At 45.3% G+C, this 25,950-nt stretch carries 24 protein-coding genes; 23 read left to right on the top strand and 1 reads right to left on the bottom strand.

What is annotated here, in order from left to right; genetic code table 11:
* Positions 1-2 precede the first annotated feature (2 nt).
* The 13 genes from EHQ17_RS14380 (at position 3) to glf (ending at position 13,679) form a co-directional block, all read left to right on the top strand.
* Positions 3-812: a class I SAM-dependent methyltransferase gene (locus EHQ17_RS14380; protein ID WP_210412920.1), complete on the top strand. Its 810-nt coding sequence runs from the start codon at positions 3-5 to the stop codon at positions 810-812.
* Positions 809-2,263 (top strand): glycosyltransferase, encoded by a 1,455-nt coding sequence (locus EHQ17_RS14375; protein ID WP_135593062.1) that lies wholly within the window; start codon positions 809-811, stop codon positions 2,261-2,263. Before EHQ17_RS14380 ends, EHQ17_RS14375 begins: the two co-directional genes overlap by 4 nt.
* A gap of 251 nt (positions 2,264-2,514) precedes the next feature.
* Positions 2,515-3,390 (top strand): glycosyltransferase family 2 protein, encoded by an 876-nt coding sequence (locus EHQ17_RS14370; RefSeq protein WP_135593060.1) that lies wholly within the window; start codon positions 2,515-2,517, stop codon positions 3,388-3,390.
* Positions 3,387-4,109: a DUF268 domain-containing protein gene (locus EHQ17_RS14365; RefSeq protein WP_135593058.1), complete on the top strand. Its 723-nt coding sequence runs from the start codon at positions 3,387-3,389 to the stop codon at positions 4,107-4,109. Before EHQ17_RS14370 ends, EHQ17_RS14365 begins: the two co-directional genes overlap by 4 nt.
* Positions 4,110-5,021: 912 nt before the next feature.
* Positions 5,022-5,939, top strand: coding sequence for an alpha-1,2-fucosyltransferase (locus tag EHQ17_RS14360; protein ID WP_135593056.1), 918 nt, complete (start codon positions 5,022-5,024; stop codon positions 5,937-5,939).
* Positions 5,936-6,952 (top strand): glycosyltransferase family 2 protein, encoded by a 1,017-nt coding sequence (locus EHQ17_RS14355; RefSeq protein ID WP_135593054.1) that lies wholly within the window; start codon positions 5,936-5,938, stop codon positions 6,950-6,952. Before EHQ17_RS14360 ends, EHQ17_RS14355 begins: the two co-directional genes overlap by 4 nt.
* 51 nt (positions 6,953-7,003) lie before the next feature.
* On the top strand, positions 7,004-8,125 hold the full coding sequence (locus EHQ17_RS14350) for a glycosyltransferase family 4 protein (RefSeq protein WP_135593053.1): 1,122 nt from the start codon (positions 7,004-7,006) through the stop codon (positions 8,123-8,125).
* Between the two features lie 84 nt (positions 8,126-8,209).
* Positions 8,210-9,115, top strand: coding sequence for a hypothetical protein (locus EHQ17_RS14345; RefSeq protein WP_135593051.1), 906 nt, complete (start codon positions 8,210-8,212; stop codon positions 9,113-9,115).
* Positions 9,116-9,126: 11 nt separating this feature from the next.
* Positions 9,127-9,636, top strand: a complete 510-nt coding sequence (locus EHQ17_RS14340; protein WP_135593049.1) for an acyltransferase — start codon at positions 9,127-9,129, stop codon at positions 9,634-9,636.
* On the top strand, positions 9,633-10,412 hold the full coding sequence (locus EHQ17_RS14335) for a class I SAM-dependent methyltransferase (RefSeq protein ID WP_135593047.1): 780 nt from the start codon (positions 9,633-9,635) through the stop codon (positions 10,410-10,412). Before EHQ17_RS14340 ends, EHQ17_RS14335 begins: the two co-directional genes overlap by 4 nt.
* A gap of 36 nt (positions 10,413-10,448) precedes the next feature.
* On the top strand, positions 10,449-11,555 hold the full coding sequence (locus EHQ17_RS14330; RefSeq protein ID WP_135593045.1) for a glycosyltransferase family 4 protein: 1,107 nt from the start codon (positions 10,449-10,451) through the stop codon (positions 11,553-11,555).
* A gap of 86 nt (positions 11,556-11,641) precedes the next feature.
* On the top strand, positions 11,642-12,541 hold the full coding sequence (locus EHQ17_RS14325) for a glycosyltransferase family 2 protein (protein ID WP_210412919.1): 900 nt from the start codon (positions 11,642-11,644) through the stop codon (positions 12,539-12,541).
* Between the two features lies 1 nt (position 12,542).
* Positions 12,543-13,679, top strand: coding sequence for a UDP-galactopyranose mutase (glf, locus tag EHQ17_RS14320; protein WP_246057564.1), 1,137 nt, complete (start codon positions 12,543-12,545; stop codon positions 13,677-13,679).
* A 25-nt stretch (positions 13,680-13,704) separates the two neighbouring features.
* Here the strand turns inward: glf and EHQ17_RS14315 are convergent, their stop codons facing one another.
* Complete coding sequence (locus EHQ17_RS14315) at positions 13,705-14,499, bottom strand: glycosyltransferase family 2 protein (protein WP_246057563.1); 795 nt, start codon at positions 14,497-14,499, stop codon at positions 13,705-13,707.
* A 135-nt stretch (positions 14,500-14,634) separates the two neighbouring features.
* Between EHQ17_RS14315 and EHQ17_RS14310 the strand changes: the two genes are divergently transcribed.
* The 10 genes from EHQ17_RS14310 (at position 14,635) to EHQ17_RS14265 (ending at position 25,935) form a co-directional block, all read left to right on the top strand.
* A complete protein-coding gene (locus tag EHQ17_RS14310; RefSeq protein ID WP_135593088.1) occupies positions 14,635-16,029 on the top strand; it encodes a DASS family sodium-coupled anion symporter in 1,395 nt (464 codons plus the stop codon).
* A gap of 650 nt (positions 16,030-16,679) precedes the next feature.
* Complete coding sequence (locus EHQ17_RS14305; protein ID WP_425460717.1) at positions 16,680-17,762, top strand: CapA family protein; 1,083 nt, start codon at positions 16,680-16,682, stop codon at positions 17,760-17,762.
* Between the two features lie 64 nt (positions 17,763-17,826).
* A complete protein-coding gene (gene rpsF / locus EHQ17_RS14300; protein WP_135593043.1) occupies positions 17,827-18,102 on the top strand; it encodes a 30S ribosomal protein S6 in 276 nt (91 codons plus the stop codon).
* Positions 18,095-18,538 (top strand): single-stranded DNA-binding protein, encoded by a 444-nt coding sequence (locus EHQ17_RS14295; RefSeq protein WP_135593042.1) that lies wholly within the window; start codon positions 18,095-18,097, stop codon positions 18,536-18,538. The genes rpsF and EHQ17_RS14295 overlap by 8 nt, the downstream gene beginning before the upstream one ends.
* Positions 18,539-18,550: 12 nt before the next feature.
* Positions 18,551-18,862: a 30S ribosomal protein S18 gene (gene rpsR / locus EHQ17_RS14290; RefSeq protein WP_135593040.1), complete on the top strand. Its 312-nt coding sequence runs from the start codon at positions 18,551-18,553 to the stop codon at positions 18,860-18,862.
* Positions 18,863-18,871: 9 nt separating this feature from the next.
* A complete protein-coding gene (gene rplI, locus EHQ17_RS14285) occupies positions 18,872-19,321 on the top strand; it encodes a 50S ribosomal protein L9 (protein WP_135593038.1) in 450 nt (149 codons plus the stop codon).
* Positions 19,322-19,341: 20 nt separating this feature from the next.
* Positions 19,342-20,670, top strand: a complete 1,329-nt coding sequence (gene dnaB, locus EHQ17_RS14280; RefSeq protein WP_135593036.1) for a replicative DNA helicase — start codon at positions 19,342-19,344, stop codon at positions 20,668-20,670.
* A gap of 43 nt (positions 20,671-20,713) precedes the next feature.
* Complete coding sequence (aspS, locus tag EHQ17_RS14275; RefSeq protein ID WP_135593034.1) at positions 20,714-22,519, top strand: aspartate--tRNA ligase; 1,806 nt, start codon at positions 20,714-20,716, stop codon at positions 22,517-22,519.
* A gap of 109 nt (positions 22,520-22,628) precedes the next feature.
* On the top strand, positions 22,629-23,510 hold the full coding sequence (locus tag EHQ17_RS14270) for a PhoH family protein (RefSeq protein WP_135593032.1): 882 nt from the start codon (positions 22,629-22,631) through the stop codon (positions 23,508-23,510).
* Between the two features lie 4 nt (positions 23,511-23,514).
* On the top strand, positions 23,515-25,935 hold the full coding sequence (locus EHQ17_RS14265; RefSeq protein ID WP_135593030.1) for an HD family phosphohydrolase: 2,421 nt from the start codon (positions 23,515-23,517) through the stop codon (positions 25,933-25,935).
* Positions 25,936-25,950: the final 15 nt, after the last annotated feature.

The following is a 25,950-nucleotide window of genomic DNA, read 5'->3' as shown; positions in this document are numbered from 1 at the left end:
ATATGCTGGTCAATTTAGGATGCGGAAGCCGCTATCATTCGGCTTGGACGAATATCGATTTTTTAAAAAGTGGTCCGGACGTGATCCAATACGACTTACGATCCGGAATCCCTCTTCAAGCGAATTCGGTCGATGTCGTTTATCATTCGCATGTTCTAGAACATTTTCCCCGTCATGAGGCTCTTGCCTTTTTGAAGAATTGTTTTTTCGTTTTAAAACCGGGAGGAATACTTAGGGTCGTCGTTCCGGATTTGGAAACGATTATAACCGAGTATCTTCTCCAAATGAAGTCGGCGAAAGAAGGAAATGAAGAAGCCTCCGCTCGTTACGATTGGATTCTTCTCGAATTGTTCGATCAAGTGGCGAGGAATTCTTCAGGCGGCGAAATGTTGAAACATTGGAAACAGACTCCTCTTCCTGCGGAGGATTATATTATAAAAAGATTAGGTTCCGAAGTCAAAGACGCTCTCAAGGAAATTCGCATACAACCCGTCGCCGATCCTCAAGGCCGCCCCGCTATTCATTCAAGGATAATCCATAGATTAAAAAAGTATTGTCTTCGTATTTTAGGATATACTTATGAAATGGCCGAGATAGGAAAGTTTAGGAAATCCGGAGAGATTCATTATTGTATGTATGACGAATATTCTTTGAGACGCGTTTTGTTGGAAACGGGTTTTGTGGGCCCGAATCGATGCGCCGCAGATCAGTCGAATATTCCTGATTTTAGCTCTTATCGATTGGATACCGAACTTGACGGTTCCGTCCGTAAACCTGATTCACTTTTTATGGAGGCAAGGAAGCCTTCGTGAAAGTGTGTTTAGTCGGCACGAACGATTCCGCCGGAGGTGCTGCAAAGGCGATGTATCGAATTCATCGGGGTCTGTTGTCAGTCGGCGTTTCGTCCAATATTCTTTGTAGATTCAAAAACGGTAAGGATGATTCGGTCGAAGCAATTTCCAGGAGCCTGACGTCCCGATCGGGTAAGAACCTGTTTACTCAAATTTCTCTGGACTTAATCCATTCCTATCTGGGAAAAAATAGGACCTCCGTTTCCAATACTCTTTTTTCCTACCCTTATCCCGGTGTGGATATTTTCGATCATCCGATCGTACGGGGATGTGATGTCGTCAATTTACATTGGGTTTCTTATTTTTTATCCCCCATTAATATTCATAATTTATTGAATTCTAATAAACCAATCGTATGGACGTTACACGACGAGTCGCCTTATACGGGCGGATGTCATTATACGGCGGGGTGCGATCGTTTCGGAAGCGACTGCGCGCAGTGCCCGCAAATTTTAAGCGACAATTCTACCATTCCGAAATCGAATTTAGCGGATAAGATCGAACTTTTCTCGGATCGAATTTCGGTAATTGCTCCGAGTCGATGGATTTATAAAAGAGCTAAATCGAGCGCAATTTTCAAGAACTCGCGAATAACCTGCATTCCGAATCCGATCGATGCGGAAATTTACAATCCTTATTCCAGAGAGCAAAAGAGACACGAATTGGGTTTCTCCGAAGATGTTTTTGTGCTCCTTTTTGGAGCGAATTCGGCGGCGGAAAAGAGAAAGGGCTTTACCGCGCTTTTGTCCGCGTTGCGCTATTGTAACGAGGACGAATCTTGGAGGCGTTTTGTAGAATCGGGGAAAATCCATTTTTTGTTTTTCGGTAATCCCGCCGAAGAATTAAAGAATTTGAATATTCCCTACACGGATCTCGGGGCGGTGGAGAACGAGTCCGCTTTGGCGGAGATTTATTCCGCTGCGGATGTTTTTGTGCTCCCTTCTTTGGAAGATAATTTGCCGAATACGATGTTGGAATCGCTTGCTTGTGAAACGCCGGTGATCGCGTTTCCGATCGGGGGTGTGGGTGATGTGGTTGAAGAGGGTGTAACGGGATATCTCTCCGACGGACTCGGTCCGGAAGCATTGGCGTTAAAGATTCTCGAATCCTTAAAAAATTCCGATCGAAGGAAAACGATGGGAAAGAAAGGGAGGGAAATCATGCTTAGGGATTATTCTTACAAATCGCAGGCGGAAAGATACGTAACGGCGTTTAGCGAACACGTCAGAACGTTAGGAACCACAGCAACTTCTTCTAAGTATCGTTTCGACGACGTGGGACCTAATACTCTTAAGAATTGGAAATACATTAAAAGAGAAGTCGGATTCGGAGTTTTCGACCTTAGTATGGCGCGACTTTTAATCGGGAGACTTCTTTCTAAGATCGTTCGGTTTAGAATCCTATCTCGCTGACATCGTTCCCGGAGCGAAGATCTTCGTGCTGGAAGGTTTTACCGTAGATAAAATTAGGTGCGGAAAGTTTTGCGGTCAGAGGAGGAGATCATACAATCGTTCTTCGTTTTTATACCTCTTCTTTCTGAATTTAAACCGGCAAAATTTTTTTTAGAAAGACGACTCTGTTCGAGACGTTTATTCCGCGTTCTTCGTTCCACAATCACGGCAAAAACATCCGCGAATTTCCGCGAAAAATATGGTAATAAGAATTGAAGACTGAAAAAAAAGGCAAAGTATCGTTCGTGCTCGGTTCGTACAATCGGTACAAATTTCTGAAACTCGCTATCCAATCGATCCGGGATGAAATCGAAACCTCGGGTTTGGATGCAGAAATCGTCGTTGTGGACGGTGGGTCGAACGACGGTAGTCTTCCTTGGCTCGTGCGTCAAAAGGACGTGATCTTAATTCTACAACACAATCGAGGTGTTTGGAAAGGAAAAGAGATTCCGCGTAGATCTTGGGGATACTTTATGAATTTAGGATTTAGGTCCTGCGAAGGAGAATATATCTGCATGATCAGCGATGATTCTCTGATCGTACCTGGCTCGATCGAACGGGGAATCGAAAGTATTTCGGCGGCGAAGAAGAAAAATCCTAAAATAGGGGGCGCGGCATTTTATTGGCGTAATTGGCCGGAACAGCCGGAGTATCTCGTCGGTTTAGCGATCGGAAAAAAAATCTTCGTCAACCACGGACTCTATACGAGGGAAGCGATGTTAGCCGTGGACTTTATCGACGAGGATTCGTTTCATTTTTATCACGCAGACGGAGATCTTTGTCTGAAGATGTGGCACGCCGGTTACGAGATCATCGCTGCCGAATCCTCGTATGTCGAACATTATAGTCACGCCAATTTGAGGGTTCGCCAATCCAATAACGAAAAACAACAACAAGACTGGTCTCGGTATCTGCAGAAATGGACGGGTATTTTTTATTTTCCGAACACTCCGGACGAGTATGAAGGCGGTTGGTTACACAAAACCTACCAGGACCTCCGTCAAACCGCATTCAAATTTTATAAAGCGATTTCGTGGCAGGAGAGGATTATTCTTTTTCTGAAGAAAATCCGTAAAAAATTCCAATGATTAGAATACGAAGAATCATATCGTACTGGATTCGATATGCAAAATACTTAAATAAGTTTAAAAACTTCCGAAAGGATGAAACCCGTTTTTCTGTATTCTGGAAGGATCGTTATCCTTGTCTCTTTGACGATACTTCCAACACCGGATTCGACCGTCATTACGTATATCACACGGCTTGGGCCGCTCGGAAAGTTAAGGAAAAAAAACCGCACGTGCACTACGACTTCTCTTCCTATTTATATTTTTCGGCGATTGTATCTGCCTTTGTTCCGGTTAAGTTTTTTGATTATCGTCCGGCTGACTTGTTGTTGAGTGATTTAGAAACCTTATCCTGTGATTTGACGAAGTTAGATTTTAAAACCGATTCGATATCCTCTATTTCTTGCATGCACGTTTTGGAACATATCGGCTTAGGAAGATACGGGGACCCGCTTGATGTCTCAGGTGATTTAAAAGCGTCCGCCGAACTTTCCAGAATTTTAGCGCCGAAAGGAAACCTGTATATCGTTCTTCCGGTTGGAAAGCCCAGAATACAATACAATGCACATCGAATATACGGTTTCGACGACGTGTTAAAGTTATTCCCCGGTCTGGAGCTTTTGGATTGGGCGCTCATCGGTGAGAATTTCTCAGACGGCGGTCTGATTCAAAGGGCGAAAAGAGAGGATTTCGAAAATCAAAATTATGGATGCGGTTGCTTTCATTTTACAAAAATCTAATATTGCTTTTTATATAACCCGTATGAAGACGGTTTTGTTGCGTTCGATCTTGTTGTTTTCCTGGAATCATGCCGCTTGTTAGTAAGTTTTTTTCCGGATCATCCGGATCGAGGTATTCGTATCGACGCGGCATATCGAATGTAAAAAGGGAGAACGGGTAGGGAAATTTTCGATCCGGTATTTGAGCCCTTTGGTTAAAAATCGTAGGGCTTGTCCTACACGATTCGGTGAATGCAACAAAGGTTTTTCAAAATTGCCGCTCTGTTATACATCGTATTTGTGTTCCTTCTTGCCGTTGATCTAAAGACAGAATCCTTTTTTTGATCGGAATTTCTGTCTTTTTTACCGTTTCATTTTTATTCGATAGTCGTATCACGTTTTAGTGGAATTGTCGTTTTTCTGCTCTTCTATAAGTTTTTTCCGCAACTATAGTTGAAAAGAGACGATCCGCAAATTTCTTCCACTTTCCATTTTGCTAAAGGTTCTCCTGCCGCGTTGTAAGGACTTTTATTCGTAAGTGAAGGCGGATCGTACGAAAATGTTTACGATCGTTCTATTCCCAATCGCGAGTAATAAAAAACGTTATGCGCCGTTATGAAACCGAACGAAACGCAAAAACTACGAAAAACGGTTCTTTCTATCAGATTTTCAAATCCCATTCATGCGTTTTTAAAGAGAAAAAAGCGGAAAAAGATCTTTTGTACCGGAGCTTTTACGATTCGTTCGCTGAAAAATTTCCCCCGGTTTCCGGTCGATTTTTCGAAATTGACCTTCGGTTTTGGAGCCTAAAGAATTCATGAACGAATTTCAAACAGTCAATTATTTCGGGAAAAAAAGGGGAATCGAACCTATTTTAAAAAAGCAATATATTCAAAAATATGAAAATTATTACTGGAAGTTACGGATTCCACGATGAGAAAAAAAATAATCGCCGACGTCTACGGGGGATTGGGGAACCAAATTTTTCAATACGCGATGGCCAGGACCGTCGCGGATGGGATCGACGGAGAACTTTATCTGGACCTCTCCTGGTTCGGGATTTCGGGGGAAGATCATGTTTCGGCTAACGTCACACCGAGAAAATTCCAATTGAATTTTTTCGAGACCAGATTTTCAAACCTAACCGAAGCAGTAAAAAGAGAATACGCCGACTATTTCGGTTTTTACCGCAAGTTGTTGGCAAAAATCGGCGTTCCGCAAAAAGTCACCCGAATTTACGAAAGGAATCTTTTCGAATTTCAGGAACTTCCTGATTTGGAAAAAAGCGAAATACTGCTAATCGGCGGATATTGGCAGAATTTGAATTACGTTCAGAAAGACGTTTCGGTATTACGCGCCGATTTGCGCCTGAAACGGGAATATAGAAGTCCGGTCGATCAATCTTTGAATCGTATCACCGCTGATAGTACGCTCGGAATTCATATTCGAAAAGGTGATTATGTTTCCAACCAGGAAGTCAATAAGATTCACGGAATATGTTCCGATAAATATTTCGTGGAAGCTCTGCGTGTTTTTGAACAAGCCGGGAATATAAAAACGATCTGTATCTTTTCGGATGATTCCGAATTTATTCCCGATTTTTTAAGAAATCGAAAAGAAAAGATAATCAGGGTTTCCGACTTCGGCTTAACGGACGTACAAGAGTTCGAACTGATGAGAAATATACCGAATCTGATTCTGTCGAACAGCTCGTATAGTTGGTGGGCCGCCTTTGCCAACGAGAACTCGATCGTAAAGATTGTCGCTCCAACGCCTTGGTTCGACGCCTATCCGATCGTATCAACGAAACTCATTCCTCCGCACTGGATTAGGATCGCCAAAAACCCATGAGCGACGTGACTTTTCTCGTTCCTGCTTTTAATGCGGAAGCGTTTATCGCCGAATGTCTTTTTAGCATCCAAAAACAAACCTTTACGAATTGGAACGCCATCGTCATCGACGACGGCTCCGCAGATTCCACTTCCGAGATCGTAAAAGGGTTTTTAAACGATAAACGTTTTAGTCTTCATAAAAATTCGTCTAACCTCGGTTTGGCGGGAGTAAGAAATTTAGGAATCGAACTTACTAAGGGAAAAACTTGGATCGCCTGGTTGGATTCGGACGACATCGCCCATCCCCAAAAGCTCGGCTATCAAATCGAATTTTTACGTAAAAGTCCCAATGTCGGTTTATTGGGAACTTGGGTTAAAACGTTCGGTTCGTACAAAGTCGATTGGAAATATCCGGTTTCAGACGAAGAAATCCGATGTAGAATGATGTTCGAAGATCCGTTTGCGACATCGTCCTTAATAGTAAAACGCGGTCTTCTGGATTCAGCAGAGTTTCGCTTTCAAGAAGAGTTCGCTCCCGCAGAGGATTACGATCTTTGGAGTCGATTGATAGAGCGTACCGAAGCGCACAACGTGCCGAGGTTTTTGACCTTTTACCGAATTCATCATTCGAACGCTTCGAACCTTGCGAAGGAAAAACAGAGGGCGGCGGTACAAAAAATCCAGACGCGCGAAGTGATCAAAGTCGGGGCTTCGATTCCGCAGGATTTCGAATCGCATCGTTGGATTTCCTCGATAACGGACCGCGCCGATGAGCAAAAACGATTGGAGGAAACCTTACTCTGGATCGATAAACTCACCTCTTTATTCGTTCTACGCGGCGGAAGACCGGAGACGATTCGGTCTGTCGTCGGAGAAAAATGGCAAGCGCTTTGTTATAGATCCCGGGCCATAGGAGTGAGGCGTTTCTTTTTTTGGATTAAGACAGCAAAATACAGAAATTATAATATTCTAAAGTATGTTCCTCGCTTTCTTTTAAGAGTTCTTTTGGACGTTATTTTCAGGAGAATTTGATTTTGTGAACGATTTATTCTTTCCAAAGCGGATCAAACCGGAATTTCGAAAATGAAACTGTCAATTTTGGCTGAGTTCGGAGAATTCGGAGGAACGCGTACTGCTCTTGAAAATACGTTATCAGCTCTTTCGGACTCCGCGTATGAGGTGGTATTCGTATACGATTCGGAGGAGGCCGTATCGGGTTTAAAAGAAAGCCAAAGGATGAACGAAAAAATCGTCTGGTTTCGTCTTCCTCGTTTTTTCTCCGTGATTCGGGTTCGTCTTTTAAGAAAATTTCCTTTTTTTCTGATCCATGATTTTCTGTTGTCGGTTTACGTTCGATGGAAGATCAAACCCGATCTTGTTCTCCTTAGTGTCGGATCTCCCCCGATTGGATCCGTATTCTTCTTTCTCTTTTCTAAACTCGTCTACGTCCAACATACGTATCCGGAATTCGTTGTTCGGGGTGTTCGGCTTCTCGGAGTTTGGCCTTTCCGAGTTCGTTTAACAAAAAGTAGGAGAATACTTACCGTCAGTGAATTCTCCAAACGGAGAATCGCAGAAACTTGGAGACTCGAGAATCGACAAGAATACATAAACGTTCTTCCTAATCCGATTACCAACGTCGATTCCGGAATACGGAAAAAAACGCGCTCCGATTCGAACGATAAATTGTCCGTTTACACGTTCGGTCACGTAGAGGAATACAAGTCTCCCTTTTTGTGGATCGAGATCGCCAAGTCGGTTTCCGCAAGGATTGAGAGCGAATTTTTTTGGTTTGGAGAAGGTTCCCTTTTGGAAGAATGTCGCCTTCGAACACAAGGTTTTTCGAATATTCGTTTTTTAGGTTGGAGAAAAAATCCTATTTCCGAGGTTCCGGAAGGTTCCGTTTACCTTCAGCCGAGTAGGATAGAAAGCCAGGGGATCTCCGTTTTGGAGGCGATGGCGGCCAAACTTCCCTGTGTCGTTTCCGATCAGGGAGGTCTTCCGGAGACAGTGCTCGACGAGGTTACGGGTTTTGTTTGTCCGATATCGTCGCCGGATACGTTCGTGGAAAAACTAATTTTACTCCACAACGCTCCGCGTCTTATTTCTTCGATGGGAGAAAGCGGTTTCAAAAGAGTCGAAAAATTTTATTCCCGCGATAGATGGAAAAAAGATTTTTTAGAATACTTGGATCGTTTATCGTAAGTTTTTCTCATAAGCGTAGCGCTTGGTCGGCTTTTGTTAGTTTGGAATCAAATTCGAGAAAATTAAGTATATTTTAATAGTCTAATGTATAAAGTCCCTATATTATTTTTAGTCTTCAACCGTCCCGAAGAAACGAGAAAGGTGTTCGACTCCATCCGAAGCAGAAAACCTTCCCGTCTTTATATCGCGGCGGACGGTCCGAGGGAAAATCGACCCGAGGAGAAGGAGCGATGCGAGCAGGTCCGTTCGATCGTTCGTTCTGTGGATTGGAGTTGCGAGGTGAAAACTCTTTTTAGAGAAAAAAATCTCGGATGTAAACGAGCCGTTTCGGAAGGGATCGATTGGTTTTTCGAAAACGAAGAAGAAGGAATTATCTTGGAGGATGATTGTCTTCCTTCCGACCAATTCTTTCTCTTTTGCGAACATATGCTCGCTGAATTTCGAAACGATCCTAAGGTCATGCACATCGCAGGAACGAATTTTATTCACGAACGGAAAAAAATCGGATCGGAAGAAATCTATTTCTCGCGATATCCGCAGGTCTGGGGTTGGGCGACTTGGAGACGGGCTTGGGGAAAATATCTGCGGAGCGCGGAAGTTTGGAAGCGTCTGCTCGTATCACCTTGGAAGGGAAGTCGATCTTACGTTATACGCTTTTGGGAGGATCGATTGGAAAAAACTTATTCCGGCTTGATCGACACTTGGGATTTTCAGTGGGTTTACACGCTCAATGTGGAAGGCGGACTTGCGGTAAATCCTCCGGTCAATCTCGTTGAGAACATCGGTTTCGGCGAAGGATCCAGTCATACGGATGCGGCCGACGATCCGAGAGAAAAGTTCAAACGGAACTCGTTACCTGATAAGATCGTATTTCCGCAGGAAATCAAAAGAAATACGGATTTCGACTCTTACATCGAATCCGAGTTTTTCAGTTCGCGTCTTTGGATCGGAAAGATCTTCCGGTTGATCAGAAAGATGATAAAATTCTAATATACTTAAATATGCTTAGACTATTATTCGGTTTGTTACCTCAATATCTCGTCAATCGTCTCATCATTGTTTGGCGAGACTCCAGAAGTTCCGGATGGCACTTTCGTAAAATTCGCCGTGTAGGCGATCGTACGACGTTCGAAAACGGTTTCCGCGTTTATAACGGGCACAAGAACATTAAAATAGGAAAAGACGTTTTTTTGGTGGACGTACTTTTGAATGCGGGTGACGGAAACGGCTCGATCGAAATCGGGGATGCGGTAACGTTCGGGCACAGAGTTATGGTTTTGGCGCGCGGACATGAATATTCCCTACATTCTACACTTCGTCAAACCGGGATCACGGAAAAGCCTATTCGTATCGAAAACGGCGTCTGGATCGGAAGCGGCTCTATCATACTCGGTGGAGTAACGATCGGAGAAGGAAGCGTGATCGGTGCGGGTTCGGTCGTTACGAAAGACATTCCGCCTAAGTGTGTTTATGCGGGAAATCCTGCCAGGTTGATTAAGAAAATAGAATGAATTGTAGAGTTTGTGATGAGAGTGTCGCTTTTTCTTTCCGGGAAAGAGTATTAGGGAAATATGATGTATCGTACTACTATTGCGATCGTTGCGGGGCGTTACAAACGGAACACCCTTATTGGTTGGAGGAAGCGTACGGCGATGCGATCATAGACGCGGATACGGGTTTAATCCGCAGAAATCTGTATTTTTCGGAAATGCTTTCCTGCATTCTGTTTAAACTTTTCGGAGCGGAAGGGTCTTATGCCGATATCGCGGGCGGTTACGGAATGATGACCCGTTTGATGCGCGACCGCGGTTTCGATTATTACTGGTCGGATCCGTACTGCGATAATTTTCTCGCTAAGGGATTTGAGGCCGAATTCTCCGAAAAAAGGAAATACGACGCCGTTTCCGCCTTCGAAGTCCTCGAACATACGGTCGATCCAATCGGATTTATTGCGGATACATTCCAAAAAACGAATGCCGATCTTATCGTTTTTTCCACCGAACTTTTTAAGGCCCCGGCACCGAAGGATTGGTTTTATTTCGCTTTCGAAGGAGGACAACATATCGTATTCTTCCAAAAAAGAACGTTAACGGAAATCGCATCGCGGCTAAACCTGCGTTTTTATTCCAACGGAACGTTTCATATATTCTCGAAGAGGAGACTTTCCGGTCTGTTTTTGAACCTCCTTCGGGGACCGTTTCGTAAACTATATCTACTCTGGATTCGGATATTTTTAAAATCCAAAACGATGTCCGATCACTATCGGATATTGAATAAAACTCTTTGAATATTTGTTTATTCTAATTTTCTTATATTATTTTTTATGAGGGTTTTGTACGATCATCAAACGTTTTCTTTGCAGCGTTTTGGGGGGATTTCCCGATATTTTTCCGAATTGATCGAACATTTCGATATTTGTCCGGACTGCGACGTCGAGCCGGCGCTGGCCCTTTGGATCAATAGAAACGAGTATATACGTTCATATCGGAAGAATTCCTTTTTGGATGAGTTGTATCCGCATTCGTTCGCTTTTCCGGGTAAAAACAGGATCACGAATTTGTTAAATCAGCCCCGGTCGTCGAACATGATCCGAAAGGGCTCTTTTGACGTATTTCACCCGACTTATTATTTCGATTACTATTCGAATATATTAAATAAACCTTATGTAATTACCGTCTATGATATGATTCATGAACGTTTTCCCGATTATCTCGTAAGGGATCCGATCCGGAAAACCAAACGTGCGGTCGTCGAGAATGCGGACGCAATTATTGCGATTTCGGAACACACAAAAAAAGACCTGGTCGAATTATTCGGAATTCCGGAGGACCTCGTCCGGGTTATTCATCTGTCTGCTTCCGGAGGAACATCTTCTCCTTCTCAGAAAATACCGCTTCCGGACGCGGATTTTATCCTTTTCGTAGGAAATAGGGACGGCTATAAGAATTTCGATTTTTTCGTCCAGGCGGCGGCTCCGTTTATACATGAGAATAACCGGATATTCTTATATTGTGCGGGAGGAGGCGATTTTTCGGAAAAGGAATTGTTTCTTTTGGAAGAATACGGTTTGAAGGAAAGGGCGATACAAAAAGAGGTTTCCGATTCCGAGCTGAAATTCTTGTACGAAAACGCGCGGGTTTTCGTATTCCCCTCGTTATACGAAGGTTTCGGGATTCCGGTTTTGGAATCCATGAATCACGGTTGTGTTCCTCTTTTGTCGAATTCGAGCAGTTTGCCGGAGATAGGAGCGGAGGCGGCTTTTTATTTCGATCCGAGAGACAAGGATAGTTTCGTTTCCACCTTGGAATCCGCCTGGAAAGAAGGAAAAGAGCGGGATACAATTCTCCGTGCCGGAAAAAAGCGGGCGGCGGATTTTAGTTGGAAAAAGACCGCAGAAAAAACTGCGGAAGTTTATCGTTCTTTATTATGATTTACTCATATAAATTTATCTTTGAAGCCGCGTTGATCGTAACGTACAGTGCTAAAATATAAACCGACGTAGACGGAATTTTTATTTTGAAGAAAAAAATCTCGATCATCACTCCTTCCTATCAGTCTTCGGCTGTAATCGAGGGCTGTATTCGAAACGTTTTAGAGCAGGGTTACGAAAATTTCGAACACGTCGTCATTGACGGCGGTTCGACCGACGGTACCGTCGATATTTTGAAACGTTATCCGCATTTGAAATGGATCAGCGAACCCGATAAAGGTCAGTCGGACGCGATGAACAAGGCATTACGTTTCGTTACGGGCGATTATATGCTTTATCTAAACGCGGATGATCGCCTTTTGCCGGGAGCCCTATCCGAGGTTTCCCCGTATTTGGAATCGGATCCGGATTTCGTAATGGGGGACGTTTTAGTTCGTATGGACGGCTTTGTAAGAAGGCAGACTCCTTCTTCGACCTTTCGGGGTATGATGTTTTGGTGGAATTTTCATTCCTATTGTTTTAATCCGGTCGGTTATCTTTATAAGCCGGAAGTACAACGGACCGTGGGAGGGATGAACGGGGATAATCACTACGATATGGATTTTGAGTTTCTCTGTTCTGTCGCATTAAATTTTTCCATTTTAAAAGTTCCGGTGCTCATGGGAACCTTCGAGGTTTCTCCCGGAACGAAAACCTATTCGGTGATCGAACTTCCCCCGTTCGAAAGGTATGAAAAAATCAAACGTCCGTCCGCGTCTAAATTTTATGCGCGTCTGAATCTCCCGGAACGTCTGTTTTATCGGATCGGTTTGGTGAAAAGTCTTGCGTTCGATCAGATGCGGTTTTATATGAAACGTTGTCTGCGTAACGGGTTTAAACCGGCTGCGATCTTCTTTTTGTTCCTCGCTTTTTTTATATCGCCGTTTCGTATGATTGATACGGCGATTTCGGTGATAAGTTCGCGTAAGTATATTAGGAGAAACTAATTTGTCTTCGTCTCTGAACGTTTTGATCGTAGGTGCGGGTTTTTCGGGTGCGGTCGTCGCACACGAACTGGCGTCCGCTCTCAAGGATTCCGTAAAAATCACCGTATTGGATCAAAGAGATCATATCGGCGGAAATTGTCATACCGAACGCGACGGCGATACGGGTGTGATGGTTCATAAATACGGACCGCATATTTTTCATACGGACGACGTCGAAACTTGGAATTACGTGAATTCATTCGTTAAGTTCATTCCTTTCGTCAATCGTGTGAAGGCGAAATATGGAGACCGTGTATATTCGCTGCCGGTAAATCTTCATACCATCAATCAACTTTTCGAGAAGAGCTTGAATCCTTCCGAAGCGAGACGATTTGTCGAAGAGCAGGCGGATTCTTCCATTCAAGAGCCCGCCAATTTCGAAGAACAGGCTCTGAAGTTTCTCGGGGAAAGGTTATACAAAGCGTTTTTTTTCGGTTATACGAAAAAGCAGTGGGGTTGCGATCCAAAAGAGCTTCCCGCTTCCATTTTAAAACGGCTTCCGGTTCGTTTTAGTTACGACGATAACTATTACAACGATCCGTATCAAGGAATTCCAGAGTCGGGTTATACGGAGATCGTTCTAAGAATGTTAGATCATTCTAATATACAAGTTTTATTGAATACAAAGTTCGATCCCGGAGGACGGGGGATTGATTTCGATCATACGTTTTACACGGGCCCGATAGACGAATACTTCGGATATCGATTCGGTCGTTTGGGTTACCGGACCGTCTTTTTCGAAAAAGGAACCGGGGAAGGGGATTTTCAAGGAAACGCAGTGATCAATTATTGCGACGAATCAGTTCCCTGGACTAGAATCCACGAACACAAACATTTTGCGCCCTGGGAAAAACACGAAAAGACCGTATGGTTCAAGGAATTCAGCAAAGAGACCGACGTTTCTGACGTTCCGTATTACCCGAAACGTTTGGATGCCGACATGGAAAGATTACAAAAATATCAAGATATTCTAATGAAAGAAACGAAAGTCACCTTTTTGGGCAGGCTGGCCACGTATCGTTATATGGATATGCATCACGTCATCCGCGAGGCGAGAGAAGTCGCCGCCAGGTTTTTGTCGGATATAAAACCGAGCTGAAGGTGTGGTTTTTGTTCTTACGAATTTAGTTGCGTTCGAGATAGTATTTCTTTAATCCTAATAATCCCCAAACCGCCGTGGAAAAAAGCGCCCTCGCTAAACCCACCTTTTCACGGTTTCTCAACATACGGTAATGCGGAAGGATCAACTTCTTCTTGTTAGCCGTTACCGCCCCTTTTCTTACCCGATAACTCGCCTGGACTTTCCTATTCCCGATCGCAAACGGGGTCTTTTTCAAAATATCCAACCATAACGCGTAGTCGTCCCTAAGGCTTTTCAGGGAAACGTCGAAATACATCTTCCCAACGACCCGAGAATCGTACATCGCCGTTAATAGGCCGATACGATTGTAAAACAGGGAATCCTTATAATCTATTTTCGTTTTGTGTACGAGTTGCGGCCGAAGGATCGGATTCGAATTTTCGTCGATTACTCGAAACGCGGAAAAGGAAAAGGCGGCGTCGTTTTCCTTCATCAAACGAATCTGCTCTTCCAAAAAGGTCTCGTCCCAAAGATCGTCTGAATCCAAAAAGGCGATGTATCTTCCGGTCGCGTTTCGAATTCCATGATTGCGAGTGTCGGCGGAACCGGAGTTCGTTTCTTTGAACAGGGCGCGGATACGGGAGTCCGACTTTGCGTATTGCTTCATCAATTCCCGACTTCCGTCTTTTGATAGATCGTCCACGATCATCAATTCCCAATCCGTATACGTCTGACGGAGAACGCTTTGTATGCTGTCTCCTATGAATTTTTCGGAGTTGTATACGGGCATGATTACGGAAACTTTTTCGGACATACGTTTTTCTAAATCGAATACCATGATTCTTTCCGAAAGAAAGCGGACTACAATTTTTTAAACGGACTCTCTTCCGTTCCCGTATAAGAACGTAGGGATCGATTTCGTGCTTGTGTTTCCGGTTTTAAGGACGATCCTCGGTCGAACTTCAATACGATGATGAAAAAAATCTCCCTGCTAATTCTTTTTCCCGCGGTAACGTTCGCTTTTCTTTTTCAAATGGCTTTTGTAGGTTCGATTCCGATTCACGTTGCGATTATGATCGCGATCTTTTTGATCGCGGCGGTATTTTGGGTTTCGGAACCGATTCCAGGTTACGCCACTTCGGTTTTGATTCTCTTCGCGGAAATTTTTTTCCTTTCCAATCCTTTACAACTTTCCCTCTTCGAATTCAAAACCGGAAAGAACCCTCCACCGAACGTTTTTCTTTCCTCGATCGCCGATTCTTCCATTATACTTTTTTTGGGTGGTTTCGTTCTGGCGAAGGCCAGCGTAAAAACCGGATTGGATCGGTTTCTTGCGAATCGAATCATACGCAGGTTCGGAACGAAAAGCTCCCGTGTATTACTGGGCTTTATGTTCACGACGGGATTTATCTCGATGTGGATGAGTAATACTGCGACCACTTCCATGATGATCGCTCTTTGTTTTCCTTTGTTCCGAGTTTTACCAGAAAAAGAGCCGTTTCGAAAGGCGTTGCTACTCGGAATTCCTTTTGCCGCAAATATCGGAGGAGTGGGGACTCCGATCGGATCGCCGCCTAACATCATCGCTATGAGTCTTTTGAAACAGCAGGGAATTTCTGTTTCTTTCGGAAGCTGGATGATGTTCGCGGTTCCGTTGGCCCTCGTTTTGATCCTGTTCGCCTGGCTTCTTCTTTTGAAATTATTTCCGGAGAACGGAAGTCTGGAGATTTCGGTCGAATTCGACGAACCCGAAGGGGGAACGAACTCGTTTCGATTCAGAACGACTGCTTTGATTTTTCTTGGAACGGTCGCGCTTTGGTTTTCGGAGAATCTTCACGGGATTCCGGCGGGGGTCGTGGCTCTTCTGCCTTTGATCCTTTTCCCCTCTTTCGGAATTCTGGACGAAAAGGACGTCAACTCGCTCGAATGGTCCGTTTTGATTCTCATCGCGGGGGGAATCGCGATCGGAGTCGGTTTGCAACAGAGCGGAATGGGAGTTTGGTTTTCCGAAATCCTAAAACCTATTACAAAATTAGAATATGCCGTCGGAGTTTTGTTTTTTCTTTGCGGAGTCGCGCTTCTTTTAAGTACGTTTATGTCGAACACCGCGGCGACCAATCTTCTCGTTCCGTTCGCCTTTCCTTTGTCCGCCTCTATTTTGCCCGGATCGTCCGTTTATCTTTTGGAGATCTGTCTTGGAATCGCCTTGTCGGCGTCCCTCGCCATGTCGCTTCCGGTGAGCACTCCGCCGAACGCGATCGCGTATGCGGTGGGAGGTTTCGAAATCAAAGATATGATCAAGGCCGGGTTGCCGATCGGTTTGTTCGGTTTATCGCTCACGGTTCTTGGATATTTTATATTTTTATAATATATTCGGTCCGAATTTCGATCTAAAAATCGTTCGAAAATGCGTGCGCAGGACCCGATTTCGAATCGGGGATTTTTTTCGTCTTCTTCTTTGACGTCCTCTTTTTTTGCGGGAACTCCCTCTCCGATCGTTTCTGTTCCACAACGTGTTTCTGCTCGGAATTTTTCATCCAGGGAAATTTCCCCGCCAAAACGTGGGAACTACAACTCAGTTCTTATCTATCGGTCGGAATTCCTACGAGTGAAAAAAATCTTTCCAAACCGACCTCCGATTCCTATCCTACCTTCGTGCCCCGCTTTCCGTCTTTGTATCGTTTTTTTGTCTTAAGATTTCGAAATTTTTCCCGTATTTTTGCCGAAGGTGACGTTTTTTCCCTCACACGCCTTCTTATGCGCGGTCGTTCTTTCTGCGAAGTCCGTTGTGCCGATCAAAATCGTCGTAATTCCGGTTCCGAAAAAGGATCCGCTGCCGCGGACGGTGTCGCCTCCGAAAACACATTCGTTTTTTCTAATTCTTCTGCGAGCGAAAACGTTCCGGATCGATGCTCGCTTTTCCCCGCGACCGTTTTCGTTGCGCGTCTTTGTGTTCCTATCCTTCTTTTTCTTTCGGCGAATTGTTTTCCGGGGATTCGAGACTCCGAACCTTCCGACGTGGAAACTCCTTCTTCCTTGGAAATTCTTCAGGATAAGATCGAAGCGGTCTTACATCCGGAGCAGAACCGTGATCCGGATCTTCTCAAGGTTCTTGTCGGCGGAGACGTGATGTTCAATTGGGGAATCCGTGATACGATCGACAAACACGGCGAAGTCGCTCCCGTGGAAGGTTTAAAGACCCTTTTCGGAGAGGCGGATCTTCGGATGGTCAATCTGGAAACTCCCGTAGTCGCTTCCAAAACCGAGGAATCCAAGAAGGCTTATGTTTTCACCGCACACGAAAAGGATTTGGATTCCCTCAAATTTTTAGGCGTGGATCTGGTTTTTCTCGGGAACAATCATTCCTTCGACCACGGTCCGCAGGGAATGACGGAAACACTTTCTATATTACAGAAAAATAATATTCTCAACGTAGGTGCCGGCAAAAAAATGCCGGAAGTGGTCAAACCGCTTTCGTTGAGTCGCAAGGGCTCCGATCTGAGAATCCATTCCGTGACCGCGATCGCTGAGCCTTCGCATTACGCGACCGCTTCCAAACCGGGTGTCGCCCCGTTTTTTTTGCCTTCTTTGCAGTCTTCGTTCGCGGAAAGAAGAAGGACGATTCCTCCTCCGGTCCGAATCGTTTCGCTCCATTGGGGTGTGGAGTATTCCCCCGTTCCCACCCCCGATCAGAGAAAAACGGCGAAGGTTTTGATCGACTCAGGCGTCAAACTCGTCGTAGGTCACCATCCTCACATTCCTCAGGGAATCGAACTGTACAAGGGCGGTGTGATTTTGTATTCTCTCGGGAATCTGATTTTCGGAAGTAGGAATTCCTACCTCAATCACAACCTGATTGCGATCCTCCACATTCGTAGAAACGTTTTGGAACGCGTGGAATTGGTTCCGATTTTCGGCAAATTCCAAAAAGAGGATCATAGAATCCGTCCCGTTACCGGTCCGGAGGCGCAGGAATTCCTACACGAAATTTCCGTTCTCTCCGCAGAACTGGGAACCGAGCTGAGAGTGGAAGGGGATCGGGCATTTCTCGATCTACCGACCAATTCTCCCTTGACCCCGACCTCTCAGCGCAAAAAATAGGCTAAATTATCGGTTCTTCTGCTCGTCGCGATCGCAGGCGGGCTATAACCATAGGAGAAACTTTTTGAGAAACTACGAACTCACCACCATCACACGTGTGAGCGCGCGGGAATCTGCAAAGTCCGAAATACAGGATACTTTGAAGAAACATTCCGTGAGCGTCACTTCCGACGAAGATTGGGGCCAAAGAAAACTCTGGCATCCGATCAAACACGAAGAGCAGGGCGTCTTTCACCACTACAAATGCAGCGCGGACCCAAGCGCCATCGAAAAAGTGGAAAAAGAATTTTTAATCAACCAGAACATTCTTCGTTCCATGGTTGTCCGCCTCAATGGCTAATGATATCAACCGAGTGACTCTGGTCGGGCGTTTGACGCGAGACCCGGAGTTCAAATCGATCAACGGGACGTCTCTCGTCAATTTTTCCTTGGCCAACGGTAGAACGTATGTGTCCAACGGCGAAAAAAGGGAAGAGTCCCACTTCTTCGATTGTGAGGTCTGGGGAAAACCGGCCGATATCATTCAGCAATACTGCAAAAAAGGAAAGCAGATTGCCATTGAAGGAAGACTAAAACAGGACACTTGGGAAACTCCCGAAGGAAAAAAGGCGTCTCGAATTCGGATCGTGGTGGAGAACTTTCAACTCCTCGGTTCCAGAGACGATTCTTCCTCTTCTCCTTCTTCGGGCGCCTCTTCTTCCGGAGGAAATTCTTATCCATCCTCTCCGGAATACTACAGCCCTGCACCGGATGGCGACGACGATATACCGTTTTAATGAGGTACATGTATGAGTGAAAACGAAATCAAAGAAGAACGTTCCGAAAGACCGGAACAAAACGAAGCATCCGCCGAAATGGACGGAAAGCCGCAGAGAAAACAGAATAAATACAAGAAGAAGGTCTGCCGTTTTACCGCCGATCCGGAACTTGCAAAACAAATCAATTATAAGAACATCGAACTTCTGGAACGATTCATCACCAACCGAGGTAAAATCATCCCGAGAAGAATTACGGGAACCAGCGCTCGTTATCAAAGAGTTCTCGCCCGCGAGATCCGTAAAGCCAGAAGCATCGGTCTTCTTCCCTACAAGGTGAACTGAGGTACGAACATGAGAGTGATTTTACAAAAAGACGTTATCAATCTCGGAGACGCGGGGGACGTGAAGGAAGTCGCGGACGGCTACGCGAGAAATTTCCTTTTCCCGAAACGACTCGCCGTACGCGCCAACGAAGGAAATACCAAAGCCGCCCTTCATCAAAGAAAGTTGGGCGAACTGAAAAGAGAAAAACGTAAAAAAACGATGGAAGGAGTTTCCTCCGATCTAAACGGAAAAGAATACGATATTCTCGTAAAAACCGGCGGGGGAGAAAAACTGTTCGGAGCCGTGACTCCGATCGACGTTGCCTCCATTCTGAAAAAGAACGGTTTCGAATTGGACAAAAGAAAGATCGAAATCGCGGAGCCGATTCGCAATTTGGGTTCCTACAAAATCAAGATTCGTCTTGCCGAAGGAATCCAACCGGTAATCACGCTCAACGTTAAAAAAGAAGAAGAGTAATTCTTCTTCTTTAGAGGGACATGCAGTCCGACTCCTTATTTGAACCGGAATCCGAAAGGGCCTTTTTAGGATTCCTGCTTCTCAAAGGAGCGGACAATCTCATCGATGTCCCCGTTACCCCGGAAGACTTTTATGTAGATCTTCACAGAAGGGTTTACAAAGCCATCGCCGATCTCGTCGATAAACGGATCACGATCGACCCGGTTTCCGTCCTTAACTTTCTCAAAGAAAATTCCCTTCTCAAAGACGAAGAAAAAGAATTCAATTATATCTATTCTCTCTATAGAGACACCGTAGTAACACAACCGATCGCGTACTACGCGACCCGGATCAAACGTTTTTCCGAAAGAAGAATGTATGCCAAAATTCTTCAGGAATCTTTGGAGCTGATCCGCAAAGAACCGGGCGACAACGAATCCGTATTCAATACGGTTGAAAAGAATCTCACCGAAATTTCCAGAAGTATAGACGCCAAAGGTCTGCTTCCCGTTTCTTCGGACAAGGCGGCCCTTTCCGATTATATCATGGAGATCATGAAGAATCGGGGGCAGATCACAGGTCTTCGCACTAATTTCACCAAACTCGACGAGGCCACTTCGGGACTCAAAGAGCACGAGTTGATGATTCTCGCGGCCCGTCCCGGTAACGGTAAAACCACGTTCGCGCTTAACATAGCGTCTAACGTGGCTTTGATTTACAATCAGCCGGTCGTCATTTTCTCCTTGGAGATGAGCCGGATCGAACTTCTTCTCAAGATGGTCTGCGCCGATTCCCAGGTGGAATCGATGAAACTCAAAAAATCCGAACTTACCCGTTCGGACGCTCCCAAACTTTTGGAATCGATCGTGCGAGTCACTTCGGCTCCTATTTACATCGACGACTCGGGCGGTTTGACGATAGACGACTTCAAAGGGCGAGTGCGAAAACTTCTCACCACCGAAAAGATCGGTCTGATCGTCGTGGATTACCTTCAGCTCATGAGCGATCCGAAAAACAAGGACGGGGGCCGTCAACAGGAAGTCGCATCCATCTCACGTTCCCTCAAACAGATGGCTAAGGAAGCGCGTTGTCCCATCATTGCGCTTTCCCAGATGTCGCGTGCGGTGGAACAAAGATCCAAGGATCAAAAACCGCAGCTTTCCGACCTTCGGGAATCGGGTGCGATCGAGCAGGATGCGGACATCGTCTCCTTTATCTACCGGGAAGAGAAGGTAAAAGGAGACGATGAGATCAGCCCCGAAATGCGAGGAAAAGCGGAAATCATCATCGCAAAAAACCGTTCCGGTCCGATCGGTTCTTTTCATCTTGCCTTTAGGCCCGAGCTTAGCAGATTTGATAATATAGATTAATTTAGGCGACCTCAGTAAGTCCCGCATAGGAAACGGAAAATCATTGGAACAGTGGATTCAGGAAAATTATAAAAATCGTTCTTGGGCGGGAGAGTTGAACGAATCCCAAGAAGGAAAAAAGATCGTTCTCTACGGTTGGTCGTTCCGTTTTCGAGACCAAGGCGGTGTGATTTTCATCGATCTCCGCGACAGAACCGGAATCATCCAAGTCGTTGCGCGCAAGGAACTCCTCGGGGATACGTTCGTTTTGGCGGAAAAGGTCCGATCCGAATACGTTCTCGCGGTCGCCGGAACCCTCAAAAAACGCGACGCGGAATCCATCAACCTCCGAATGGAAACCGGAACCATCGAAGTCGTTCTGGACAAATTAGAAATCTTGAATATAGCTAAAACGCCTCCGTTCTCCTTGGACGAGTTCGACGACGTTTCGGAGGAACTGAAGTTAAAATACAGATATCTCGATTTCAGAAGGGACGAACTCAAAAACCGGATGTTGAAACGACACGAATTCATATTCGCAATCCGTAATTATCTCAACAAACGCAAGTTCGTAGAAATCGAAACTCCGATCTTAAACAAATCCACTCCCGAAGGAGCTCGCGACTTTCTCGTTCCTTCCCGTCTCAATCCGAATCAGTTTTACGCGCTTCCCCAATCGCCTCAGATTTTCAAACAGATTCTCATGGTCGGAGGAATGGAAAGATATTTCCAGATCGTAAAGTGTTTCCGTGACGAGGACCTGCGCGCGGACAGACAACCCGAGTTCACTCAGCTCGATATGGAATTCTCCTTCGTCAGTCAGGAGGAAATTCTTGCGGAGATCGAAGGACTGGTCGCTTCGGTTTATAAGGAAGTTTTTAACATTCAACTTACCGTTCCTTTTCCGAGAATGACCTATAAAACCGCAATGGAAGAATACGGTTCCGACAAACCCGACCTTCGTTTCGGTATGAAACTCGTGGACGTTTCCGAAATCGTCAAGGATTGCGACTTCAACGTATTCTCCGGAGCCGTAAAAAGCGGAGGAACCGTTAAGGTCGTTTGTGTTCCCGGCGGTTCCATTATCTCGAGAAAAGAAATCGAAGATTACACCGCGTGGTTGAATCGCGATTATAAAGCGAAGGGCCTCGCGTATATGAAACACGGAAACGAAGGTCTCGAATCCACGATCACCAAACGTTTTAAAAAAGAGGAACTCGACGCGATCTCCAAAGCCTGCGGTTCGAAAGAAGGGGACATGTTGTTCTTCGGAGCAGACGAAAAGGAAATCGTCAATCACTCGTTAGGCGCTCTTCGCTTGAAACTTTCGGAACGTTTCGAGACTCCGAAAGAAGGCGAGAACAACATCACTTGGATCGTGGACTTTCCGATGTTCGAGTGGAACAAGGATCACAAACGTTGGGACGCTCTGCATCACCCGTTTACCTCTCCTTCGGACGATAGTATTCCGTTTTTTGAATCTAGGGAAAGCCTACAAAAAAATGCGGGCAACGCGACCGCAAAGGCGTACGACCTCGTGATGAACGGGGTCGAAATCGGAGGCGGTTCGATCAGGATCCATTCCCGCGACATTCAGAATCAAGTCTTTCAGGTTCTCGGAATCGAAGAAGAAGATGCGAAGGAAAAATTCGGATTTTTACTCGAAGCACTCGAATACGGAGCCCCTCCTCACGGAGGTTTGGCGTTCGGAATCGATCGTATGCTCATGCTTCTCACCGGAGGAAAGTCGATCCGAGACGTGATCGCTTTTCCGAAAACGCAAAAGGGTATTTGTTTGATGAGCGAATGTCCTTCTCCCGTCGAGGAAAAACAACTCCAGGAACTCAAGATCAAACTCGTAAAGGTATAAGTTTATTTCCACGCGCAAAGAACAATTCAACTTCGAGAATCAGGATCTTTACCGTAAGATCTGCGGGATCAACGACGAAGGAGTAAAAATTCTCGAAAAACAACTCGAGATGGATATCATCCCGAGAGGAAACGGGTTTCAGCTCGAAGGCGAATCCGCTAAGGTTGACTTTGCCCTCGATTTTTTCAAAAAACTCGAAGCGAATTACCGGGAAAGACCCGATCGGGATTTTACCGATTCATTCGATTTCGCTTATATTCTAAAAGATGCAGGTAAGGAACTTCGCAAAAAGAAGGTATGGGAAACCGAAACCGATCGAGCCATGCCCTGGAAACCGAGCGAAAAAATCCTCACCACATACCGGGGAAAACATATTTTTCCGAGGACTCGAAACCAGGAAACGTACTTTCGGTCCTTTCAGGAGAATCTGATCACGTTCGCACTCGGGCCTGCCGGTACGGGGAAGACGTTCTTATCCGTAGCTACGGCGTGTCGTTTTCTTCAGGCGGGGAGCATCGATAAAATCATACTTACGAGACCGGCGGTGGAAGCGGGGGAGAATCTCGGTTTTTTACCGGGTGATCTCAATCAAAAGGTCGATCCTTACCTTCGACCCGTCTATGATGCGTTAGGCGAATGTATCGGCGCGGAAAAAACGCAGGAATACATTTCTCTTACGAAAATCGAAATCGCTCCCGTTGCGTTTATGCGCGGACGAACTCTTTCGAATGCGTTTATCATTTTGGACGAGGCTCAAAACTGTACTCTGGCTCAGCTAAAGATGATTATGACGCGTTTGGGAAGGAATTCCCGTATGTGTATTTCCGGGGATTCTACCCAAATCGATTTGGATCACGGTCGTTCGGGACTCGAAAAAGTGGTGACTTTATTCAAAAACACGGATCAAATCGGAATGGTGTTTTTCGGAAAAGAGGACATCACCAGACATCCGCTCGTGGAAGTGATCGTTCGTAAATTCGAGGAGTTGTGATCGTATGCCCAGCCCGGGAGAACAGGTCGAATCTGCGATGGCTTGGATTACGGACACTTTAACCCGTGTTCGTCCGATTTTGTTCGTCCGCAGATTTCAAGTCGTTCTTGTTGTGATCACCCTTTTGATGGTAACTTGGATGTTGGCCATTCCTTTTTTCGGTCAGGACAAGATGGATCTTTCTCCGGACGGTTTGTATTCGGAGGGGAAAACCGCTCCCGAAAAAATCATCTCCGCCAAGGAAATCGTCTACGAAGACGAGGACAAAACCAAGGCGAAAAAACTCGCCGCTTACCAATCGGCGCCGTTCGTTTTCGATCGCGATTACGCGGCGCTTCAGGAGCAGATCAACAACGCAATCCAGGAAGACATGGAGAATTTCCGCTCCTTCAAACCCAGCGCGGAAGGTAAGGTTTATCCCGAACTTTTGGGCGTTGTTCCTCGGTGGAAGAATCGTTCTAAGGAAGAAATCGAACTCCTCTATAAAACCCCGGGTAAGGGGAAACTCAAGGATCTAGTTCAACAATACTCTAATTTAGTATTTTCTTCTTTTTGCATATTGCGCGATCTACCTCCCGATTTTTCGACTCTCAAAGCTACCGGTGCACGGGTTCGTAACCAAGGCATCAAAGAACAAATTTCGAATCTGGAAGGAAGTTATATCGTTCCGAGATCCTACCTTTATCGGGATCCGGAAACCGTGAACGTACTCAACCGGATGGCTCAGGAAAAACTTTCTCGGATGGATTCCGCCGTACTTCCGATCGTCCAGAAAATCGCCTTGAGTTACGTTTATTCCAATCCTTCCTGTTCGTATAACGCGGAAGAAACTCTGGCGGCGAAACGTTTTGCGGCCGATCGCGCCGAGCCGGTCAATTCCAGAATTTTAGCGGGAGAAGTGATCGTAAAATCCGGAGAGATCATCACGCCGGAAATATTCAAAAAATTGCAAATAGTAAACACGTATGCGACTCGGGCGAATATCGCCTCGATCGTATCGATTCTTTTGATACAGACCGTTTTCGTCGTCATCATCTACATTTTTCTCAAAAAATACAATCCGAAACGTTTGAACGACGTTTCGAGTAACGTGATCGTGTTTTCTTTGATCTGGTTTTTGGTTTTGAGTTGTACGATCGCTTCCCGGATTTTTTTCAATTTCGAAACCAAATACGATTCGATCTTTTACTTCGCTTTATTCGTGCCGGTCGGGATGATTTGTCTGATCATCAGTTTTATCTACGACGAACAACTTTCCATTGCGATCGGATTTTATCTTTCCTTCTTCGTTTTTACGGCTGCACACTACAACCCGGTTTCGTTTATGTTGGCCTTCGTTTCCTGCATCGTCTCGGCCAGTTACGGAAGAAATCTTAGGAAACGAATCGACTTCATCAAAGCCGGTTTGTATATCGCGGGAGTTCAAATCATCATCGCGTCCAGCGGTTATCTTTTCGATTCCAGAAATTATTGGGTGGCTATTCCGAGCGGTTCTTGGATTCGGGACTTGCTCGAATCGAACATATTCAAATTGTATGTTCTCTGTCTGATTAACGGTTTCGCTTGTTCTACCGCGGCTCAGTTTCTGCTTCCCATATACGAATATCTTTTCAACGTCCCCACTCGTTTTAAACTGATGGAATTGGCCGATACGGGGCATCCTTTGTTGCAGGATCTTTTGACAAAGGCTCCGTCCACATACACACATACGTTTATGGTCGCGGCTCTTTCCGAACGGGCCTGTCAAAATCTCGGACTGGATTGGCTTTTGACCAGAGTGGGGGTTTACTTTCACGATATCGGTAAGATTCCCAACGCAGGTTTTTTTGTGGAGAATCAACATTTGATTCCCAAAAAGGAAAACATCGATAAGAACAATCCGGCATTGGCGGCGAAGATCGTCATCGATCACGTGTTAGACGGAATCGAAATGGCCAAAAAAGCGCGACTCCCCCGCGAAGTGATCGATTTTATTCCGGAACATCACGGGACTTCCACTATGGCTTTTTTTTATCACAAGGCTTTGTCGGAACTTTCCCCGACTCAAAAGAAAAAGCTGAAAAAAGAGGATTTCCAATATCCGGGCCCTAAACCCCAAAGAAAGGAAACGGCCATCGTAATGATCGCGGATTCCTTGGAAGCTGCTTCCCGTTCTCTCGAAGAAATTACGCCCGAATCGTTGGACAATCTCATTTCGAAGATCATCGGAATCAAACTTGCGGAAAATCAGTTGGATGAATGCGGTTTGACGTTAGGCGATCTCGAAGTCATCAAGGCTTCTTTCAAGGAAGTGTTGTTATCCAGTCTTCATTCAAGACCGAAATATCCCAGTATGGAAGCGACTAGAGCTTTGGAAAAGAAAAACTCGGCGCAATTTTCAAACGGGCAAAAACAAACCAAAGGCGCATCGGGGAAAGGAAACTGATCGAAGATATCGTCT

Source organism: Leptospira gomenensis (genome assembly GCF_004770155.1).
Lineage (GTDB): Bacteria > Spirochaetota > Leptospiria > Leptospirales > Leptospiraceae > Leptospira > Leptospira gomenensis.
This window is presented reverse-complemented; position numbering and strand designations above follow the sequence as displayed.